Here is an 18,424-nt window from a genome sequence, read left to right as displayed (position 1 = left end):
AGCACGCGGACGACGCAGTGACGCGAACCGGGGGGTCAGACCTCCGTCACGACCCCCGCCGCCACACTCCAGTGCCGCCCCAGCTCGACGGTCTCGAGCATCCGCCGGTCGTGGGTCACGAGCAGCAGCGTGCCCTCGTACGAGGTGAGCGCCTGCTCGAGCTGCTCGATCGCCACCAGGTCGAGGTGGTTGGTCGGCTCGTCGAGCACGAGCAGGTTGACGCCGCGGGCCTGCAGCAGCGCGAGCCCGGCCCGAGTGCGCTCGCCCGGCGAGAGCTCGGCGAGCGGCCGGTTGACGTGGTCGGCCTTGAGGCCGAACTTCGCCAGCAGGGTACGGAGGTCGGCGATCGGCAACGAAGGCAGCAGCGACGAGAAGCGGTCGACCAGCGGCCCCGGCCCGGCGAGCACGGCCCGCGCCTGGTCGATCTCCCCGATCTCGACCGAGGTGCCGAGCGACGCGGTGCCCGTGGTGGGCGCGAGCCGCCCGAGCAGCAGCGTCAGCAGCGTCGACTTGCCGGCCCCGTTGGGCCCGGTGATGCCGATGCGGTCGCCCGCGGTCACCTGCAACGACACGGGCCCGAGCGTGAAGGACCCCAGCGTCACGGTCGCCGCCGACAGCGTCGACACCACCGACGACGACCGCGGCGCCGACCCGATGGTGAACTGCAGCTGCCACTCCTTGCGCGGCTCCTCCACCTCGTCGAGCCGCGCGATGCGGCTCTCCATCTGCCGCACCTTCTGCGCCTGCTTCTCCGACGACTCCGCCGAGGCCTTGCGCCGGATCTTGTCGTTGTCCGGCGACTTCTTCATCGCGTTCCGCACGCCCTGGCTCGACCACTCCCGCTGCGTGCGGGCCCGCGACACCAGGTCGTCCTTCTTCGCCGCGAACTCATCGTACTCCTCGCGCGCGTGCCGTTTGGCGACCTCCCGCTCCTCGAGGAACGCGTCGTAGCCGCCTCCGTAGACCCGATTCGTGCCCTGCGCGAGGTCGAGCTCGAGCACCCGCGTCACGCTCCGCGCCAGGAACTCCCGGTCGTGGCTCACGAGCACCACCCCTCCGCGGAGGCCCCGGATGAACCCCTCGAGTCGCTCCAGCCCGTCGAGGTCGAGGTCGTTCGTCGGCTCATCGAGCAGCACGATGTCGAACCGCGAGAGCAGCAGCGCCGCGAGCCCGACGCGCGCCGCCTGGCCGCCCGAGAGGGAGGTCATCAGCGCATCCGCCGACAGCTCGAGGCCGAGTTCGGCCAGCACGACCGGCAGCCGCTCGTCGAGGTCGGCGGCTCCGCTCGCGAGCCAGCGCTCGAGCGCGGCCGAGTACGTGTCGGCGGGGTCGGGGGCACCGGATGCACGTTCCGCCGTGTCCCCGAGCGCCGACGCCGCGGCGTCCATCTCGGCCGTCGCGACAGTGGTACCGGTTCGCCGGCCGACGTACTGCGCCACCGTCTCGCCGGGCATCCGCTCGTGCTCCTGCGGCAGCCAGCCGACGAACGCATCGGTGGGCGCGAGCGAGACGCTGCCCTCCAGCGGCGTGGACAGCCCCGCGAGGATGCGCAGGAGCGTCGACTTCCCCGCCCCGTTCGCGCCGACCACGCCCACCACGTCGCCGGGCGCGACGACGAGATCGAGCGAGCTGAACAGGGTGCGGTGGTCGTGGCCCCCGGCGAGCCCCTTGGCGACGAGCGTTGCGGTCATCCCTCCATGCTCTCGCATCCGCCGCGCTGCTGCGGCCACGGGGTTCCGGATGCTCGTGCCGCCCACCCCGCCCGACACCCTTTACGCGGCGGGCCGCCGGGTCTACTCTCGCCGTGGGGAGATCGACGCGGGGCTCCGAGCGCGATCGGCGCAGTGACCCGACCGTTCCGTTCCATTCCGCTCCGACCGCGATCGAGGAATCATGAACCCCAGCCGTTCCCGCCACCCGCTCGTGCCGGCGGTCACCGCCGTCGCCGTCGCCGTGCTGCTCACCGGCGCGGCACTCCCCGCGTCGGCGACGTCCGCCACCGAGAGCGATCAGGTCGCAGCAGAAGCAGCGGCGGCGGCCCCCACCGTCGACCGCATCGGCGGCGCCGACCGCTTCACCGTCGCGGTCAACGTCTCGAAGGAGGGCTACCCCGACGGCAACGGCGTCGCCTACCTCGTCACCGGCCTGGACTACCCCGACGCCCTCGGGGCCGCTCCGGCCGCCGTGCACACCAACGGTCCGCTGCTGCTGACCGCCCGCGACACCATCCCGCCCGTCGTGCTCGGCGAACTCAACCGGCTGAAGCCCAATCTCGTGATCATCGTCGGCGGCCCGAACTCGGTCTCGGCCGCGGTGCAGTCCCAGCTCGCCGGAGTCGTCTCGGCACCGGCCGTGACCCGCGTGCAGGGCACCGACCGCTACGACACCTCGCGGAAGCTCTTCGACTACGCCTTCGGTTCCACCGTGGGCCCGATCGCCTACGTGGCGACCGGCCGCAACTTCCCCGACGCCCTCTCGGCGGGCGCGGCCGCCGGGTCGGTCGATGCACCGGTGGTGCTCGTCGACGGCGCACAGGGCGAGCTGGATGCGGCCACCTCCGGCACCCTCACTGCACAGGACTTCACGACGATCAAGGTCGCCGGTGGTCCGGCTGCGGTCTCGCCCGGGATCGTCTCCGATCTGGACTACCTCTTCGACTCGGTCGTGCGGTTGAGCGGCGCCGACCGCTACCAGAGCTCGATCGCGATCAACCGCGACGGCTTCAGCGCGTCGGGCCGCGTCTTCCTGGCCACGGGTTCGACGTTCCCGGATGCCCTCGCCGGCGCCGCCCTGGCCGGCAAGCTGGACGCTCCCCTGTTCGTCGTGCCGAGCACCTGCGTGCCGCCCGCGGTGCTGACCGAGATCGGCACTCTCAAGGCGACTCGAGTCACGCTGCTCGGCGGACCCGCGGCCCTCGCGCCGAGTGTGCAGGCGCTGCAGCCCTGCAGCGGGCCCGAGTAGCTCAGGCGACTGGCAGGGCATCCTGGATCGGAGAACCGCCTGAGTGCGACCGGAGAAAGTCCTCCACACCGAGACGCCCCCGCTCGGGGACGCTTGCCATCGGGCCGCCCTGGTGCAAACGTGGGGCACAGAGGGTGAGCAGTGTGCGTCGCCCGGGTGAACAGGGAGCGCCATTGGCATCACACATCGAGTCGCTTCTGAGACTCGACGAACTCACCCACCAGGGGGTCGCGAAGCGTCAGGCGGGCGACCTCTCGGCGGCGGTCGATTCGGTGCGGGCCTGCCACGCGCTGCTCGACGGCTTCGACGACGACACCGTGTTCGACCTCGGCCCCGATCTGGTGCCGATGCGCGCCGAGTGGGCGCTGACCTCGACGCTGCAGGGCGACGAGGAGCTGGCCCTCCGCGGCTGGGAGCGCTGCTGGGAGCAGGCGGGCCGCTTCGACCTCGACGAGCTCCGCCGCGAGGCCGCCGCGGCGGTCGCAGTGGTGCATGCCTTCAACGGGGACTGCCGCTACGCGTCCCAGTGGCTCGACCGCACCGACCCCGACGACCCTGGCTCGGCGGCGGCATTGGCCGCCGTGGCCCGCGCCACACTCGCGCTCGACGCCCTCGACCTTCCCGGTGCCGAGCGAGAGCTGGCCGAGGCGCAGGCTCTCTCGACCTCCGAGCGCTGGGCCGACCTGGCGTTCGTCGAGGCGCGCCTCGCCTCGATCGACGGCAAACACGTCTCGGGCATGGCCCGGTTGCGCGCGACCTGCCTCGCCCACTACCCGAAGCAGTGGTCGGGCGGCGTGAACTGGGAGCTGATCGACTCGGCCACGCGCATCCTCGACCGCGTCGACGCCCGCGTGCCCCGTCGCGAGCGGGGCAGCGGCGGCTCATCGGTGACCGAGTACGCCGATCTCGTGATCGCGCTGCGCGCCCTCGACGACGGCAAGACCGAGACGGCGCGGATGATCGCCCTCGACGACCTCGACCAGCCCGTCGTCTCGCTCCGCACCGGCGCCAGCATGCGGCTGCTCCTAGCCGTTACGGCGCCCGACGAGGAATCGGCGGAGGCGCCGGCCGACGCGGCGCTCGAGACGATCCGCACCGAGCACCTGTACTACCTGCTCCGCAGTTTTCCCCAGGAGCGGGTGCGCTCCGTCGCCTCGCGCTTCGAGGAGCTGCTGCCCTATCTCGGTGAGGCGGATGACCGGCCCCAGCGCCCCTCCCTCACCAAGCGCGAGCGCGAGGTGCTCTGGTACATCGCGCAGGGCTACCGATTCGAGCAGATCGCGGCGGCGGAGTACATCTCGGTCAACACCGTGAAGAGCCACGCGAAGAACCTGTACCTGCGGATCGGCGTCAACGACCGCACCTCGGCCGCGCGCTACGGCGAGGCCAACCCCGACGAGACCCTGGCGCCCGGCGAGGACTACTGAGCGGGCGGGTGCCTCGGAGCGGGCTGCTCGGCGCGGCGCGCCCTACTGCGTGAGCAGCTCGGTGCCGCTGACCGTGCAGGTCGCCGTGGCGAAGGCCCCGGACGCGGTCTGCTCGATCAGCACACGGTCGTCGAGCGAGATGCGGCAGGTCACGTCGCCGCCGTCGTCACCGTTCACCGCGGTCAGCGTGTAGCTGTTGTAGGTGGCCGCGCCACCGTAGGCCACATCGAAGTCGCGCTCGAACGGCAGCCGCTGACCGGTCTCCTGCTGGGTGCTGTCGATGCCGTCGACGAACGTCGTGTAGGTGATGTCGACATCGGAACCCGTGCCGTCGACCTCGTAGCTCAGCGAGACGCTCGACTCACCCAGCGGCGGGGTCGGCGTCGTCTCGAACGAGCCGGTGATCGCACTGATCAGGCTGCCGAAGAGCACGACCGTGTAGAAGATCGACGTGCCGATCGAGACGATCAGCGCCACGAAGCTGACGATCGACCCCGCGGTCGCCGCCTTCTTGCGCCGCCGCGGCAGCACCAGCGCGATGACGCCGAGCACGATGCCGACGAGCGCCACCACGATCGCGAAGTAGCTGATGAACGGGATGAGCGCGGCCACGAACGCCCCGATGCCCACCCAGAGCGCCGCCAGCCCCAGCTTGTTGGGCAGCAGGCCGGCGGCGGGCGGCCCGGCGGGTGCGGAGTACGGGGGCTGCGGCGGGTAGGTCATGACTCCACCCTGTCAGACGCCGGCGACATCGAGGAAGCGATCGGCCGTGCGCAGCGCCAGGGCCATGATCGTCAGGGCCGGGTTGGCGATCAGCGAGCTCGGGAAGACCGAGTTGTCGGCGATCCAGAGGTTCGGGATGTCGTGCGAGCGCCCGTCGGGGTCGACCACCGAGCTGCCGGGGTCGACGCCCATCCGCGCGGTGCCCACCGTATGCGCCGTGCGGGCGAGCACCCGCGTGCTGGTCGCGCCGGCCGCCTCCACGATCGCGAGCATCGTGGCGGTCGCGTGCTCGTCGAGTGCCTTCTCGTTCTCGCCGGCCGAGAACAGGATGCGCGCCTTGGGGATCCCGAACTCATCGGTCTCGGAAGCCAGCTCGAGCCGGTTCCCCTCGGCGGGGAGGCACTCGCCGTTGATGCCGACGCCGGCCACGAACGCGTAGTCGTCGAGCGCGTCCATCAGTCCACGGCCCCAGAGACCGCCGCCCCGCGTCAGCGAGGTCGCGTAGGTCAGCGGCATCACGCCGAGGCTCTGCATGAGGTAGCCGCCCGCGAAGGTCGCGTCGGCGGGGCGCACCATGTCCTCGCTGATGATCGACGAGGGGTAGCCGCGGTAGCCGCGCATCTCGGTGTCGAAGGTGCCCCAGACCTGGGTGCCGCCGTGCGCCATGAAGTTGCGGCCCACCTGCCCGCTGCTGTTCGCGAGGCCGGTGTGCAGCAGCAGCCGCGGCGTCTCGATGCCGCCGGCGCAGAGGAACAGGTTCGCGCAGCGCTGGCGGTGGTCCACCCCGTCCTGGCGGTAGACGACGGCGACGACGCGGCCCGAGGCGTCGGTCTCGATGGCGTGCACCATGGCCTCGGCCCGGATCTCGGCTCCCGATGCCACCGCGGCCGGCAGGTACGTGGTGTCCATGCTGGCCTTCGAGGAGGTCCGGCATCCCTGGTGGCAGGCGCCGCAGGAGACGCAGGCCTGTCGCGGGCCGCCGTTCGGCTGGTGGCGGTCGCGGGTGAGGACCGCCGCCGGGGCGTCGGTGGCGCGGATGCCGAGGGCCGAGCATCCGCTCATCATCATGTCGCTGGACGCATTGCGGCGGGTGGCCGGGTAGTCGTAGCGGCGGGCCGGATCCCAGGGGTAGCCGGTCGGGCCCGAGACGCCGATGTCGCGTTCGGCACGCTCGATGTAGCGGGTGAGCTCGTCGAAGTCGACGGGCCAGTCCTCACCGACGCCCGAGTCGCTCCTCAGGCGGATGTCGGCGCGCTGCGGACGGGGTGTGAAGGCGCCCCAGTGCAGGGTCGATCCGCCGACGCCGCGTCCGCTGTTGTTCTGGCCGAAGGCGGTGGGGTCGTCGCCGCCGCTCAGGCGCTCGGCCATCCAGTTGATCTCGACGGCCTCGGTCTCGTCGGGGGTGTGCTGCTCGGGCTCGAAGTTCGGGCCGGCCTCGAGGGCGACCACGCTGAGGCCGCGCGCGGCGAGGCTCGCGAGGATCGGGGCGCCGCCGGCTCCCGTGCCGATCACGACGGCGTCGACGACCTCGGTCTCGGCGTAGCGCTTCATGCCGGTGAGGTTCATGCGTGGGCCTTCGGGTCGGGGGCGGATGCGGTGGTGGGCCGGGCGTGTTCGGCGGCATGGCGGGGACCGGGGGTGTCGGCGTCACGGTGGGACGGGGTCGCGGCGGAACGCTGTCGCAGCGCCGGTTCCCACTCCTCCCGCGCCCCCGCGACGAGCAGCTGGAAGCCCTGCTTCCGCACCCCGTCGCCACCGGCCGCGAAGCCGTCGAAGCCGACGCGGGCGAGAGAGGCCGGATGCGCGAGCCAGAGCTTCACGAGATCCGCACACGCGTCCTCGAACCAGCTCGCGAGCTGCTCGGCCGAGAGGGTGCCGGCGGCCGGTCCCTGCCCGGCGGCGAGACGCTCGAGGCGCGAGTCCTGCTCGTCCGGAGCCAGGCTCTCGAAGCCGGCGCGTGCCAGCGCATCGAGTGCGAGCGCGTACGCCTCGGGGTCCGCCGGGAGCTCGGCATTGCGCCAGCCGTCGCCCGTGCCGGCGGCGAGCTGCGCGTCGAGGCGGGCCGCCAGGTCGATGGCCTCGCCCTCCTGCGGTACCACCCGCGCCGCGACGGCCCGCAGCGTCGTCAGCTGCGCCGCGGTCAGCACCTGCAGCTCGTACAGCACGTCGTCGCCGAGCGCCCGGCGGGCGAGGATCCCGCGGGTGCGGCGGCTGGTTCGGTCGGACGCGATGACGGCAGCGACGTCGCGCGGGATCGCCGGCCCGCGGCCGGCCGACAGCTGCCAGAGGCTCTCGATCAGGGCGGCGACCTCGCCCGGCTGCTCGAGTGGCAGCAGGTGCGCCGCGTCGTCGACGACGGCGAACGTGGCGCGCGGGTAGAGCGGGCCGTTGAGCTCGCGCTGGGCCTGCTCGCCGAGGTCGCCGTCCTCGCGACCGCTCACGATGAGTGCCGGGACGGGGAGCGGCTCGACGACCGGGCTCCAGTCCTCCTCGCTCCCCCGGTTCAGCCAGGCGATCCACGCCTCGGGCGCGGTGCGGGCGAGGTCGCTGAGCATGAGTGCGTCATCGGCCGGCGACAGCGGTCCGGCCGTGTTGGCCTCGATGAAGGTGCGGGCGTCGCCGCCGGTGACCGGGCCGGAGCTGGCCCAGCCGATCATCTGCTCGCGGCGCTCCTCCTCCATGGGCTCGGGCGACGGCGGCGAGCCGGCCAGCAGCACGACGCCGGCCAGACCGAACACCGGGGCCTCGCCGCTCAGCAGGCGGGAGGCGACGATGGTGGCGATCTTGCCGCCCATCGAGTGTCCGAGGAGCAGGAAGCGCTGCGGCGCGGCGAAGGCGATCCGCGCCAGCACGTACTGCACCGTCTCCTCGACGGTGGTCGCGCCCCGCGCCGCTTCGTCACCGAATCCGGGGAGGTCGAGGGCGAGCATCCGGAACCTGCCCTCCAGCCGGGCCCCGAGCTCGTCGAAGGCGTGGCGGCTGGAGCCGAGGGCGTGCAGGCAGACGAGGGTGGGCAGCTCCTCGGGGAGAGCCGCAGAGGTGTGAGGGATGGCGATGCCGTTTCGCTCGGAGCGGGTGATGCTCGCCAACCTAGTCACATCGCGACGCACGGCAAGGGCGCGCCCACGACCTCGCGGTCGACGCCCAGGCCGGATGCGCGGGCCGACGCCCAGCGCCACAGCACGCGGCCCCGCGGCACGCCCGCCCCGCCTTTCCTGACCGCACGCCGCGCCGCGCCGCGCCGCCTCCCGCGTGGCGGGCCTGCCCCACCCCACCCGGCGGCCCGATACGCCCGCCCCACCCCGCCGCCCGACAGGTGTCGCCCACTCTCGCTAGATTGGGCGGATGCTCTACCTCCTCGCCGCCGTGATCGCGCTCGCCGGCCTCTGGTGCCTGCTGGCCCCGCCCCGCGCCATGCTCTTCGGATCACGCTGGCAGCTGGCCGACGGCGACAAGGCGATGCCGAGCGCCGCGTGGATCGCCTACACCCGCGGATCCGGCGTGGTGCTGCTCATCGTGGCCGTCGTGCTGGTGATCGTGACGCTCGTCACCCAGGGGCAGAGCCGCGACCGCGCGTCGCTGAAGGAGGCGTGGGAGATCGGTCGCTACCTCTCCTCGGACGAGCTCGAGATCGACCTCGACCCCGAGGTGCGCGAGGTGTCGAGCGTGCAGTCGACGATCGGCGGCTACAGCGGCGAGACGCAGGGCCTGCGTGTGTACCGCTCGGCGGTCGTCGGCGTCGACCCGGTCGGGGACATCGGCGACGTGGACGAGGGCGACCTGCTGGTGGCGGTGATCGCCGGCGGCTGCCGCCCGGGCCCGGTGCTCGTCACGGAGACCGAGACCACCGTGACGGCGGCTGTCACGGGCATCGGCTTCGAGGTGCTCGACGAGCCCGTCACCTGCGGCGGCGACAGCCTGCGGTTCGGCGACCCCGACGCCGAGGACCTGCTGATCGTCCGCATCCCCCTCGCGTCCCCGCTCGGCGACCGCACGCTCGTGCTCCCCGACCCGCCGCAGCGTGACCGCACGCCGCGGCCGATCCCGGGTCTCCCCGCCCTCCCGACGCCGACGTCCACCGCACCTGCGTCGTAGCCGAGCGGCTGCGACTGGTCAGCACTCGCCTAGCGCCCGCGGCGCCCCGAGAAGAGCGCGTGCAGCAGCGGCAGGGCCGAGACCGCCATCACCACCGTGCCGAAGACGACGTCGTCGCCCCGCAGCACCGTGCCCGCCACGAGCAGCGCCGCGAACACGATCGCCGAGACCACCCGCCCGATCGAGCGTTCGAGCCGCGCGACCCGCTTCTCGATCGCGGGGCTCTGCACCGAGAGGGTGCCCTCCTCGAACTGCGTGGCGAGCGAGTCGAGCCGCCCCGGCAGTCGCAGCGCGACGCGGGCGCTCTCCGCGGCCTGGCGCGCGACGTCCTGCACCACGTTGCCGCGCTCCTCGCGGATCAGCCGCTGCGCGTAGGGCTCGACCGAGTCCCACAGGTTGAACGCGGGGTCGAGCGCACTCGCCACCCCCGACGTCAGCGACATCGCCCGGATGATCAGCAGGAAGTTCTCCGGCAGCTGGAACGGCAGCGCCCGCACGACGTCGCCGAACTGCACCGCGAACTCGCGAAACTCCCGCGGGTCGACCTCGCGCAGCTCCGCGAACCCCATCCCGCCGAACCGCGCGAACAGCTGCGTCATCGCCCGCTCGAGCTCGCTGGTGTCGGCCGAGGGAAGCAGCACGCCGAGGTTGCGGGCCGCATCCACGAGCCCCTTGCCGTCGCGCGAGGCGGCGGCGATGAGCATCTTGCGGAGGCCGGCGCGCGTCGACGGCGGCACCATGCCCATCATGCCGAAGTCGATGAAGGTGAGGGTGAACGGATGCTCGACCGCTGCATCCGTCGCATCACCCTGCGCGCCCGACGCCGCACCCGCCGCACCGGCGACCGGCGCGGCCCCGGCGACCGGCACGGCCCCGGCGACCAGCGCAGCCCCGACCACCCGAGGCGTCACGAAGATGTTCCCCGGGTGCGGGTCGGCGTGGAAGAACCCTGTCGTGAACAGCTGATCGAACATCACCGCGGCGAACACCGGCGCGACCTCGGCCGGGTCGATCCCCGCGGCCAGCAGCCCCTCGTGGTCGGTGATCTTGATCGCGGTGACGTCCTCGAGCGTCAGCACCCGCCGGGTGCTCCGCTCCCAGACGATCTCGGGCACGTTCACCCGGGCGTCGTTCGCGAAGATCTCCGCGAACTGCACCGAGCTGCGCGCCTCGTGCAGGTAGTCGATCTCCTCCAGCGAGGTCGCGGCGAACTCCTCGACCAGCGCCGGAGCGTCGACACGGGAGTAGACGAGCCGCACGTGGCTGAGCCACCCGCCGACCTTCCGCAGCGCGGCGAGGTCGACCCGCACGATCTCGTCGATGCCGGGGCGCTGCACCTTCAGCACCACCGCATCCAGCCCCGTGTCGGCGGCGTCGAGCGGCCCGAGCCGGGCCCGGTGCGCCTGCCCGAGCGAGGCGGCGGCGACCGGTGTCTCGTCGACCCAGGCGAAGGCCTCGGCGAGCGGCACGCCCAGCTCGGCCTCGGCTAGCCGTCGGATCAGCTCGAACGGCACCGCCGGCACCTCGTCCTGCAGCCCCTCGAGCTCCTTCGTGATCTCCGGGGGCAGCACATCCAGGCGCGACGACATGAACTGTCCCACCTTGATCATCAGCCCGCCGAGATCGACGGCCAGCACGTGGAACTTGCGCGCGAACTTCTGCATGCGCCGCGTGCGCGTGCGCTCGGCGATCTTCACCAGCCCGATCCGCGGCAGCGCCAGCTCGAAGAACCACGTCACCGCGAGGTTCCAGCCGGCGAAGCGCAGGATGCGGTTGTAGCGCGCGCGGGCGACCCGCGCCGCGGGAACCTCGTCTCCGCGGTCGGGCCGGACCGTGCTCACCCGGGTCAGTCCTGGGCGAGGATCGCGTACAGCCGGCGGCGCGCGTCCTCGAGCTCTTTGACGGCCTGCTCGACCTGAGCCGGCGTGCCGGTGCGGCCCACCTGCGCGGCGGCCTGGGCCAGCTCGAAGCCGGCCTTGGGCAGGGCGCCGTGGTCGCGCTTGCTCTCGCCGGGCGACTCGTCGTCACCGCTGAAGGTCGACTTCACGCCCTCGTTGGCGGCTACGACGTGGCCGGCCTCGGTGAGCGCGTAGGTCTTGCGTCCGTTGGACTCCTCGGCGCTGACGAGACCCTCGTCGGCGAGCAGCTGCAGGGTCGGGTAGACCGAGCCGGCGCTGGGCTTCCAGCTGCCGCCCGAGCGCTCCTCGATCTCGTGGATGATCTGGTAGCCGTGCATCGGCTGCTCGGCCAGCAGGGCCAGCACGGCGGCGCGCACGTCGCCCTTGCCGACACGGGTGCCGGTCTTCTTCTCGAAGCGGGCGCGGAACTGCTCCATGGCCTGCCAGATGCTGTCGGCGTTCATGCCGGCGCCGAAACCGCCGGTGGGAAACGAGTTGCTCATGATGACCTCCGTTGTGATCGCGAACGATACTCAACGATATGCCTCACCGACACCCTCCGGCAGGCCCCGGCCCGACCTCCCAGCAGACCGTCAGTCGCCGTTCGCCGGCGCTCAGATCGAGTTCTGCTCGGCGACCTTCCGCATCTCGGCCGGAGCATCGCCCTCGCGGGGTACGCGGCCGCTCCGCTTGATCGTGAGCACGAGCACCGCACCCACGAGCATGATCGCTCCCGTGACGTACAGGGCGACCGTGGCCGACCCGAGCGAGTCCTTGACGGCCCCGATCAGGTAGGGCGCCGCGAAGCCGGCGAGGTTGCCGGTCGAGTTGATCAGCGCGATGCCACCGGCCAGGGCGGTGCCGGCGAGCATCGAGGTCTGGAAGCTCCAGAAGATCGCCGGGATCGACAGAGCACCCGCGTTGGCCAGGCTCAGGCCGATCACACCGAGGATCGGGTTGTCGGTGCCGGCGACGATGCAGAGGGCGAATCCGAGCGCCGACAGCACGAAGGCCGCCGCGATGAACTTCTTGCGTTCGCCGACGCGGTCGGAGAGGAACCCGAACGTCACCATGGAGACGATGGCCGCGAGACTCGGTATGGCCGAGATGAAGCCGATCGCGATGGGCCCGGCGAAGCCGAGTTCACCGACCAGGTTCGGCAGCCAGAAGCTGATGCCGTAGAGCGCGAAGTTGTAGGAGAAGTAGACCGCCGTGAGCATCCAGATGAGCTTGCTCTTGAACACCTCGCGGAGCGGCGTATGCCCTCCGCTCGGCGCCTCGGCGGCCAGCAGCGCGCCGAGCCGGTCCTTCTCGGCTCCGTTCAGCCACTTCACCGTGCGGAAGTCCTCCTGGAGTGCGAACAGGATGACGACACCGAGCACGACGGTGGGGATGGCCTCGATGAAGAACAGCCACTGCCAGCCCGCGTGACCGGCCACGCCGTCCATCCCGGCGAGGATGACGCCCGACACCGGTCCGCCGATCAGTCCCGACGACGCAAGTGCGATGTAGAAGATGCCCCAGGCGCGCCCGCGGCGGCTCGGCGGGAACCACGACGCCATGTAGAAGAGGATTCCCGGGATGAACCCGGCCTCCGCGACACCGAGGATGAACCGGAGCGCGTAGAACATCCACTCGCTGTTCACGAAGAACATCAGGCCCGAGATGATGCCCCACGAGATCATGATGCGGGCGATCCACTTCCGGGCTCCGACCTTGGCGAGAATGAGGTTCGAGGGGATCTCGAAAATGAAGTAGCCCACGAAGAAGAGTCCGGCGCCGAGACCGTACACGGCGTAGGAGAACCCGAGGTCGGCACTCATCGTCTCCTGCGCGTAGCCGATGTTGACCCGGTCGAGGTAGGAGAGGAAGAAGCCGAGCATGGCGAGGGGAAGGACGCGGAGCATCACCTTCCGGAAGAGCTTGTCGTCGTTGACGGTGGTCATGGGTCAGCTTTCTGTGGTGAGGAGGGGGGTGAGGTCGACGCGGTAGACGCGCGCCGCGGTGGTGTGGAAGAGGGCGTCGAGCTGGGCGTCGGTGGAACCAGCCGCTCCGCGGAGCACCACGTCCATGACGTCGTCGAAGGTGGCCGCGGTGAGCGTCGCGACCGGCAGGTTCGAGGCGAACATCGCACGGTCGTGGCCGAAGATCTGCAGCGTCTCGCGCACGACCGAGACGTTCGACTCCGGGTTCCAGACGTTCGGGTACAGGCCCAGTTCGGAGACCTTGACCGTGGTGCCGGGCAGGGCGGCGAGCCGATGCATTCCGTTGCGCCAGATGGCCAAGCCTTCGTCGCTGCGATCCAGCGGCAGCCCGCAGTGGTTCACGACGACGGGGATGCCATCCAGTTCGGCGACCAGGTCGGCTGCCTCGGCGAGGTGGTAGAAGGGCACCCGCAGGTCCCAGGAGAAGCCGTGGTCGGCCAGACGGTGGAGTCCGGCGATCCACCGTGGATCCTGCAGGGTTCCGGACTGCCCGACCACCGATTCGGAAGCGGAGCGGGCGATGACGGGCTTCGAGCGGATGCCCCGCACCAGCGGGCGCTCCGCGTGGGCGGCGAGCACCTCGTCGAGGTCGTCCCGGAGGAACGAGGCGTGCGCCACGGCGGCGGCGGGGAAGCGGCGGTCGACGCCGTGCAAGCCTTCGAGGAAGTCGTCTTCGGCCACCTCCTCGTCGCGACTTCGCTCGGCCTCGCAGTGCACCGTGCCGATCACGTCCCAGCCCCGCGTGGCCTCGAGGTACTGCTCGTGCAGGAACGTGCGCCGCATGGCGTTGTAGTCGCCGAGGAAGAAGTCGGGGTTGTACTCGTCCTGGATCCAGGGCCAGCTGCCGTCGCCCTCGAGATCCCAGAAGTGGTGGTGCGCGTCGAGGATGCGCGGTGTCCACCCCTCGGGCAGGTCGCGGCCCTCGAGCACGGCGGCGTTCACAGCGCGAAGCCCGAGGAGAAGGCGGCGAGTGCCCGCTCGGGCATCTCGTCGAGGTCGGCCAGGGCGATCTGCTCACCCTCGGCGACGTCGCGCAGAAGCACCGCGCCGCTCAGTAGGTAGTAGGGAGCGAGCTGCGGCGTCGCCGGGTCGTCGAGGTGCGCGGCGACATCGCGGTCGAGGATGACCGGAGCGACACCGGCGATCTCGTGATGGTGGCCCTCGACGCGGAAGCGGGTGCCGGCCGCAAGCGGCGCGGTGGCCCGGGCGGCGAGCACGGTGTGCTGGCGGGGCCGGCGCTCGGGAGCCGTTCCATCGGCGGCGTCGAGGACCGTGAGCACGGTCTCTACCCCCATGGCGTGGTACGGCCAGTAGAGGCAGGCGTACGCACCGGAACGGGAGACGACGTGTCCCTTCCCGCGGAGCAGATCCCAGGTGACGGGATCGTTGGTGCGGACCACGGCGAACACGCCGCCCGCGAAGCTCGCCTCGCCCGGCAGCCGCAGCATCGAGAAGACGTCGAGCGAGCGCTCGCGCATCCGGATGCCGCCTTCGGAGACATGGGAGTAGATGTCGGCGAGCTCGTCGGGCCGGGCGACCGGGTAGTGCAGAGTGTCGACGTCGGCGACGGCACCCGTGTAGAGCGACACGACCGCCATTTCGCAGGCGTCGGCGGCGGCCGAGCGCTTCAGCGACGACACCACCGCGGCCCGGGCGTCGAGGCGGCCGGCGATGTCATCGCCGAGGTCGAGCAGATCGGCCAGCGCCGAACCGTCGATCTCCTGCTCGAGCTGTGCCACGATCGCGGCGCGCGGGTCGTAGACGAGGTCGTACTCCCCCGACTTGCCGAGCGCCACGACCTCGAGGCCGGTGCGCTCGACCCAGTCGACGAGCCGCACGAGATTGGCGGGCTGATCGCCGTCGCCCGGAAGGTAGCGCACCCCGGCCACTCGGGCCGCCTCGGCCAGGGTGACTCCGGCGAGGGATTCCACCTCCTTGCTCACCATCACGACGTGCACGCCGTGCGCGATCGCGGTGGACGCGTAGTCGTAGCCGGCGTCGATGCGACCGGTGGCCTCGACCAGCACGTCGATCGCGCTCCAGTCGATGTGCTCGGCGTCGGGCACGAGCGCCGGCGCAGCGCGGGCGGCGTCGAATCCGAGTTCGTCGAGCATGGCGCGGACGCCCGCGGTGTCGGGGTCGATGAGCTGGGTGGCGACAAGTCGTGGCACCGCCCTCAGCTGGGCGAGGAACGTGCGGCCGAATCCGCCGCGCGCCCCGGTGAGGGCCACGCGCACGTCCGCTCCGATGGGCGGGTGGAGCTCGGGGGAATTCACCATTGGTCCCGTCTGCACGGTTCGTTCCGCGCGTTCGTTGGTCGAGATCGTGCGTCGTGGCCGGTAGGAGCCGTCGACGATTCGCCAACCATACACATTGCGTGATCAAATTTTCAAACTTTGCAACACCGATTCACATGTGATGGAATGACGGCATCGTGTTCAGACAGCTCGAAGAGGAGGACGCCGTGCTGCGCCTGGGTGCCATCGCCGACGACTTCACCGGCGCCACCGACCTCGCGACATCGCTGAGAGAGAGGGGCTTCCGCGTGGCGGTGGCACTCGACCCCGACGCGGTGCCCCGAGCCGGAGAAGCCGACGGACTCGACGCCGTCATCGTCGCCCTCAAGACCCGCACCGCGCCCGTTCGCGAGGCCGTCGACCGGTCACTCGCAGCCATCCAGAAGTTGTCGGAGCTCCAGCCCGAGCAGTACTTCGTCAAGTACTGCTCCACCTTCGACTCCACCCGCACCGGCAACATCGGCCCGATCCTCGACGCGGTGCTCGACGAGGTCGGTGCCACCCGAACCGTCGTCGTCCCCTCGTTCCCCGACAACGGGCGAACCGTGCGCCAAGGGCGACTCTTCGTCGAGGGCGAGCTGCTGAGCGACTCCCCCATGCGGCACCACCCGCTCACTCCCATGACCGAGTCGAGGGTGGCCGACATCCTGGCCCCTCAGACGCCTCGTTCGATCAGCGAGGTTTCGCTCGAGATCGTGCGACAGGGGCCCGAGCAGGTTCGTTCGGCGCTCGAGGAGTCGGCGTCCGCCTACGCGGTGGTCGACGCCGTCACCGACGACGACCTGGCGACGATCCATGCGGCCACCGCCGACTGGCGAGTGCTCTCGGGCAGCGCCGGGCTCGCCTTCGGGATGCAGGGCGACCACGATCCCGCCGCCCAGCCCTTCGAGGCACCGGACGGCCGTCGCCTCGTGCTGTGCGGCAGCGCCTCGGCGAAGACCCGCGCTCAAATAGCGAACGCCCTCGCGGCCGGCGCCCAGGGCTTCAAGCTCGACATCGACCGCGCCCTGGCCGACCCGGATGGTCTGCTCACCGACACCCTCTCCTGGCTCGCGGGTCTCGCCGACGACTCCCTCCCGGTGATCTACTCGGTGGCGACGCTCGACGACATCAGGGCGACGGATGCGCGTTCCACGGCCGACCCGGCCGCCGCCGTCGAGCGCGTCCTCGCCCGCATCGCGCACGAGGCGGTGCACCGTCTCGGTGTGCGGCGCATCGTGGTGGCGGGGGGCGAGACCTCGGGCGCCGTCGCCACCGCGCTCGGATGTCGCCGCCTGCTGATCGGTCCCCAGCTCGCCCCGGGCGTCTGCTGGGCGCTCGCGGACACCGAGGACGTGTCCGCTCGGTCTGCCGCGGGCGCTGCCGCCCGCGCGCACCCCCCGACCGTCGCCCTCGCCCTCAAGTCGGGGAACTTCGGCGCCGACGACCTCTTCACCACCGCCTGGAAGGTTCTCTCGTGACCGACGCATCCGCGCTCTCCACTCCCCCGACCATCGGCCGCCGGGCCCCGGTCGACGTGGTGATGACCATGGGCGCCCGCATCTCGGCGGCCGGCGTCAGCCCGGGCTCGAGCGGCAACGTGAGCATCGTGCACGAAGATCTGATCTACGCGACCGGCACCGGCACCGACCTCGGCCGCCTCACGCGCGACGACGTGGCCGTGCTCGATCGCTCCGGCCGCCACCTCGACGGGCCCCGGGCGTCGAAGGAGACGTCGCTGCACCTCGCGTTCTACGCCAAGAACCCCGAGCACACCGCTGTGGTGCACGTGCATTCCCCCAACGCCGTCGCGCTCTCCTGCCTCGAGCCCTGGAGCGACAACTCCGCGGTGCCCCCGCTGACGCCCTACTTCGTCATGCGCGTCGGCCAGGCGCCGCTCATCCCGTTCCGGGTGCCCGGCAGCCCCGAGCTCGGAGAACTGGTGCTCGAGCGCGACCTGCCCTTCCACGCGGCGGTTCTCGCCAACCACGGACAGATCGTCAGCGCCCTCGACCCGGATCGGGCCGTCGAAGCCGCCATCGAACTCGAGGAGGCGTGCCGGATCGCCCTGCTCACCGACGGGCGTGCCCGTCGCCTGCTGCCCGAGGCCGACATCGCGGCGCTGAGCCGGAAGTGGGGAACTCCGTGGACCGCCGCCGCCGTTCGGTCGACCCCCTAAGCTGGTCGGGTCGAGGAGGTGACGTGTCCGATCCGGATGAGACGCCGCTGATCCCCGAGCAGCGTCGCGAACTGATCGTGAAGCACCTGCGCCGGGAGTCGGTGATGAGCTATCACCAGCTCACCGCGCTGCTCGGCGTGAGCCAGATGACCATCCGCCGCGACATCGCCGCCCTCGAGTCGGCCGGCCGCGTGCTCGCCACTCCCGGCGGCGCGAAGATCTCCTCACGCCTGTCCGTCGAGCCGTCGCGGTTGGAGAAGTCGACGCGCGACCTGCTCGAGAAGGATGCGATGGCCGCCGAGGCCGCCCGGCTCGTGCAAGACGGCATGACGGTGTTCCTCGACGCCGGCACCACCATTCAGGCCATGCGCCCATACCTCGATTCGCTGGCCGACCTCACGGTCGTGTCGAACGACCTCGCAGTCGTCGGGTCGTTCCTCGACCACCCGACCGCCGACATCATCGCTCTGGGCGGCCGCGTCGAGAAGGCGAACCAGTCGACCGTCGGTCGGCTCGCCGCGCTGGCGCTCCGAGAGCTGTCGGTCGACATCGCCTTCCTCTCCTCGAGCTCGTGGGATCTGCACCGTGGCGTGACCACGCCCGCCGAGTCGAAGGTCGAGCTGAAGAAGACAGCGATCGCCGTGTCCTCCGAGTCGGTGCTCGTGGCGGGTTCCTCCAAATACGGCAGCTTCGGCCGATACCGGATCTTCGGTCTCGACGACGTCGACATGATCATCACCGACGCCGGCCTCAGCGAACCGGTGGCTGCGGGCATCCGGGACCAGGGCGTCTCCGTGATTCTGGCCGGGCCGACCGCACGCCGCGCCACCGGCTGACTCCTCATCACCCGGCCGTCGATTCGTGACCGCCTGCGAATCTC

The 18,424-nt window shown here is 71.3% G+C and carries 15 protein-coding genes; 6 read left to right on the top strand and 9 right to left on the bottom strand.

The genetic code is table 11. The features are described 5' to 3' along the window. Window positions 1–35: 35 nt before the first annotated feature. Window positions 36–1,691, bottom strand: coding sequence for an ABC-F family ATP-binding cassette domain-containing protein (locus tag BJ984_RS11145; RefSeq protein ID WP_179548078.1), 1,656 nt, complete (start codon window positions 1,689–1,691; stop codon window positions 36–38). A gap of 202 nt (window positions 1,692–1,893) precedes the next feature. Between BJ984_RS11145 and BJ984_RS11140 the strand changes: the two genes are divergently transcribed. Both BJ984_RS11140 and BJ984_RS11135 read left to right on the top strand, forming a co-directional pair. Continuing rightward, on the top strand, window positions 1,894–2,961 hold the full coding sequence (locus BJ984_RS11140; RefSeq protein WP_179548077.1) for a cell wall-binding repeat-containing protein: 1,068 nt from the start codon (window positions 1,894–1,896) through the stop codon (window positions 2,959–2,961). 173 nt (window positions 2,962–3,134) lie between these two features. Continuing rightward, a complete protein-coding gene (locus tag BJ984_RS11135) occupies window positions 3,135–4,388 on the top strand; it encodes a helix-turn-helix transcriptional regulator (RefSeq protein ID WP_179548076.1) in 1,254 nt (417 codons plus the stop codon). A gap of 42 nt (window positions 4,389–4,430) precedes the next feature. Here the strand turns inward: BJ984_RS11135 and BJ984_RS11130 are convergent, their stop codons facing one another. Genes BJ984_RS11130 through BJ984_RS11120 form a run of 3 tightly spaced genes read right to left on the bottom strand, consistent with a single transcriptional unit; the run spans window position 4,431 to window position 8,200 of the window. Continuing rightward, entirely contained in the window at window positions 4,431–5,111 is a 681-nt protein-coding gene (locus tag BJ984_RS11130; protein ID WP_179548075.1) for a hypothetical protein, read from the bottom strand. Between the two features lie 12 nt (window positions 5,112–5,123). Continuing rightward, the gene (locus BJ984_RS11125) at window positions 5,124–6,677 is read right to left on the bottom strand and encodes a GMC family oxidoreductase (protein ID WP_179548074.1); all 1,554 of its coding nucleotides are present in this window, start codon (window positions 6,675–6,677) and stop codon (window positions 5,124–5,126) included. Then, complete coding sequence (locus BJ984_RS11120; protein ID WP_179548073.1) at window positions 6,674–8,200, bottom strand: alpha/beta fold hydrolase; 1,527 nt, start codon at window positions 8,198–8,200, stop codon at window positions 6,674–6,676. Before BJ984_RS11120 ends, BJ984_RS11125 begins: the two co-directional genes overlap by 4 nt. A gap of 256 nt (window positions 8,201–8,456) precedes the next feature. On the opposite strand from BJ984_RS11120, the gene BJ984_RS11115 reads away from it, so the two are divergent. Beyond that, window positions 8,457–9,206: a DUF6199 family natural product biosynthesis protein gene (locus BJ984_RS11115; RefSeq protein ID WP_179548072.1), complete on the top strand. Its 750-nt coding sequence runs from the start codon at window positions 8,457–8,459 to the stop codon at window positions 9,204–9,206. Between the two features lie 29 nt (window positions 9,207–9,235). Here the strand turns inward: BJ984_RS11115 and BJ984_RS11110 are convergent, their stop codons facing one another. The 5 genes from BJ984_RS11110 to BJ984_RS11090 form a co-directional block, all read right to left on the bottom strand. Further along, the gene (locus BJ984_RS11110) at window positions 9,236–11,047 is read right to left on the bottom strand and encodes an ABC1 kinase family protein (RefSeq protein ID WP_179548071.1); all 1,812 of its coding nucleotides are present in this window, start codon (window positions 11,045–11,047) and stop codon (window positions 9,236–9,238) included. A gap of 5 nt (window positions 11,048–11,052) precedes the next feature. After that, complete coding sequence (locus BJ984_RS11105; protein ID WP_179548070.1) at window positions 11,053–11,607, bottom strand: PadR family transcriptional regulator; 555 nt, start codon at window positions 11,605–11,607, stop codon at window positions 11,053–11,055. A gap of 111 nt (window positions 11,608–11,718) precedes the next feature. Continuing rightward, on the bottom strand, window positions 11,719–13,050 hold the full coding sequence (locus tag BJ984_RS11100) for an MFS transporter (RefSeq protein WP_179548069.1): 1,332 nt from the start codon (window positions 13,048–13,050) through the stop codon (window positions 11,719–11,721). A gap of 3 nt (window positions 13,051–13,053) precedes the next feature. After that, a complete protein-coding gene (locus BJ984_RS11095) occupies window positions 13,054–14,031 on the bottom strand; it encodes an amidohydrolase family protein (protein ID WP_179548068.1) in 978 nt (325 codons plus the stop codon). Next, entirely contained in the window at window positions 14,028–15,368 is a 1,341-nt protein-coding gene (locus BJ984_RS11090) for a homoserine dehydrogenase (RefSeq protein WP_179548067.1), read from the bottom strand. The genes BJ984_RS11095 and BJ984_RS11090 overlap by 4 nt, the downstream gene beginning before the upstream one ends. A 155-nt stretch (window positions 15,369–15,523) precedes the next feature. Here BJ984_RS11090 and otnK point away from each other — a divergent pair, with 155 nt between their 5' ends. From otnK to BJ984_RS11075, 3 genes are read left to right on the top strand one after another with little or no spacing between them, the layout of a single operon-like run. Then, window positions 15,524–16,846: a 3-oxo-tetronate kinase gene (gene otnK / locus BJ984_RS11085; protein ID WP_271206595.1), complete on the top strand. Its 1,323-nt coding sequence runs from the start codon at window positions 15,524–15,526 to the stop codon at window positions 16,844–16,846. Beyond that, window positions 16,843–17,544 carry a class II aldolase/adducin family protein gene (locus tag BJ984_RS11080; protein ID WP_271206596.1) on the top strand — a complete coding sequence of 234 codons (702 nt, stop codon included), beginning with the start codon at window positions 16,843–16,845 and terminating at the stop codon, window positions 17,542–17,544. Before otnK ends, BJ984_RS11080 begins: the two co-directional genes overlap by 4 nt. A gap of 23 nt (window positions 17,545–17,567) precedes the next feature. Next, complete coding sequence (locus tag BJ984_RS11075) at window positions 17,568–18,380, top strand: DeoR/GlpR family DNA-binding transcription regulator (RefSeq protein ID WP_179548066.1); 813 nt, start codon at window positions 17,568–17,570, stop codon at window positions 18,378–18,380. Window positions 18,381–18,424 lie beyond the last annotated feature (44 nt).

This window comes from Herbiconiux flava, from assembly GCF_013409865.1.
Lineage (GTDB): Bacteria > Actinomycetota > Actinomycetes > Actinomycetales > Microbacteriaceae > Herbiconiux > Herbiconiux flava.
Note: the sequence above shows the minus strand (reverse complement) of the source record. Positions and strands in the feature narration are given on the sequence as shown.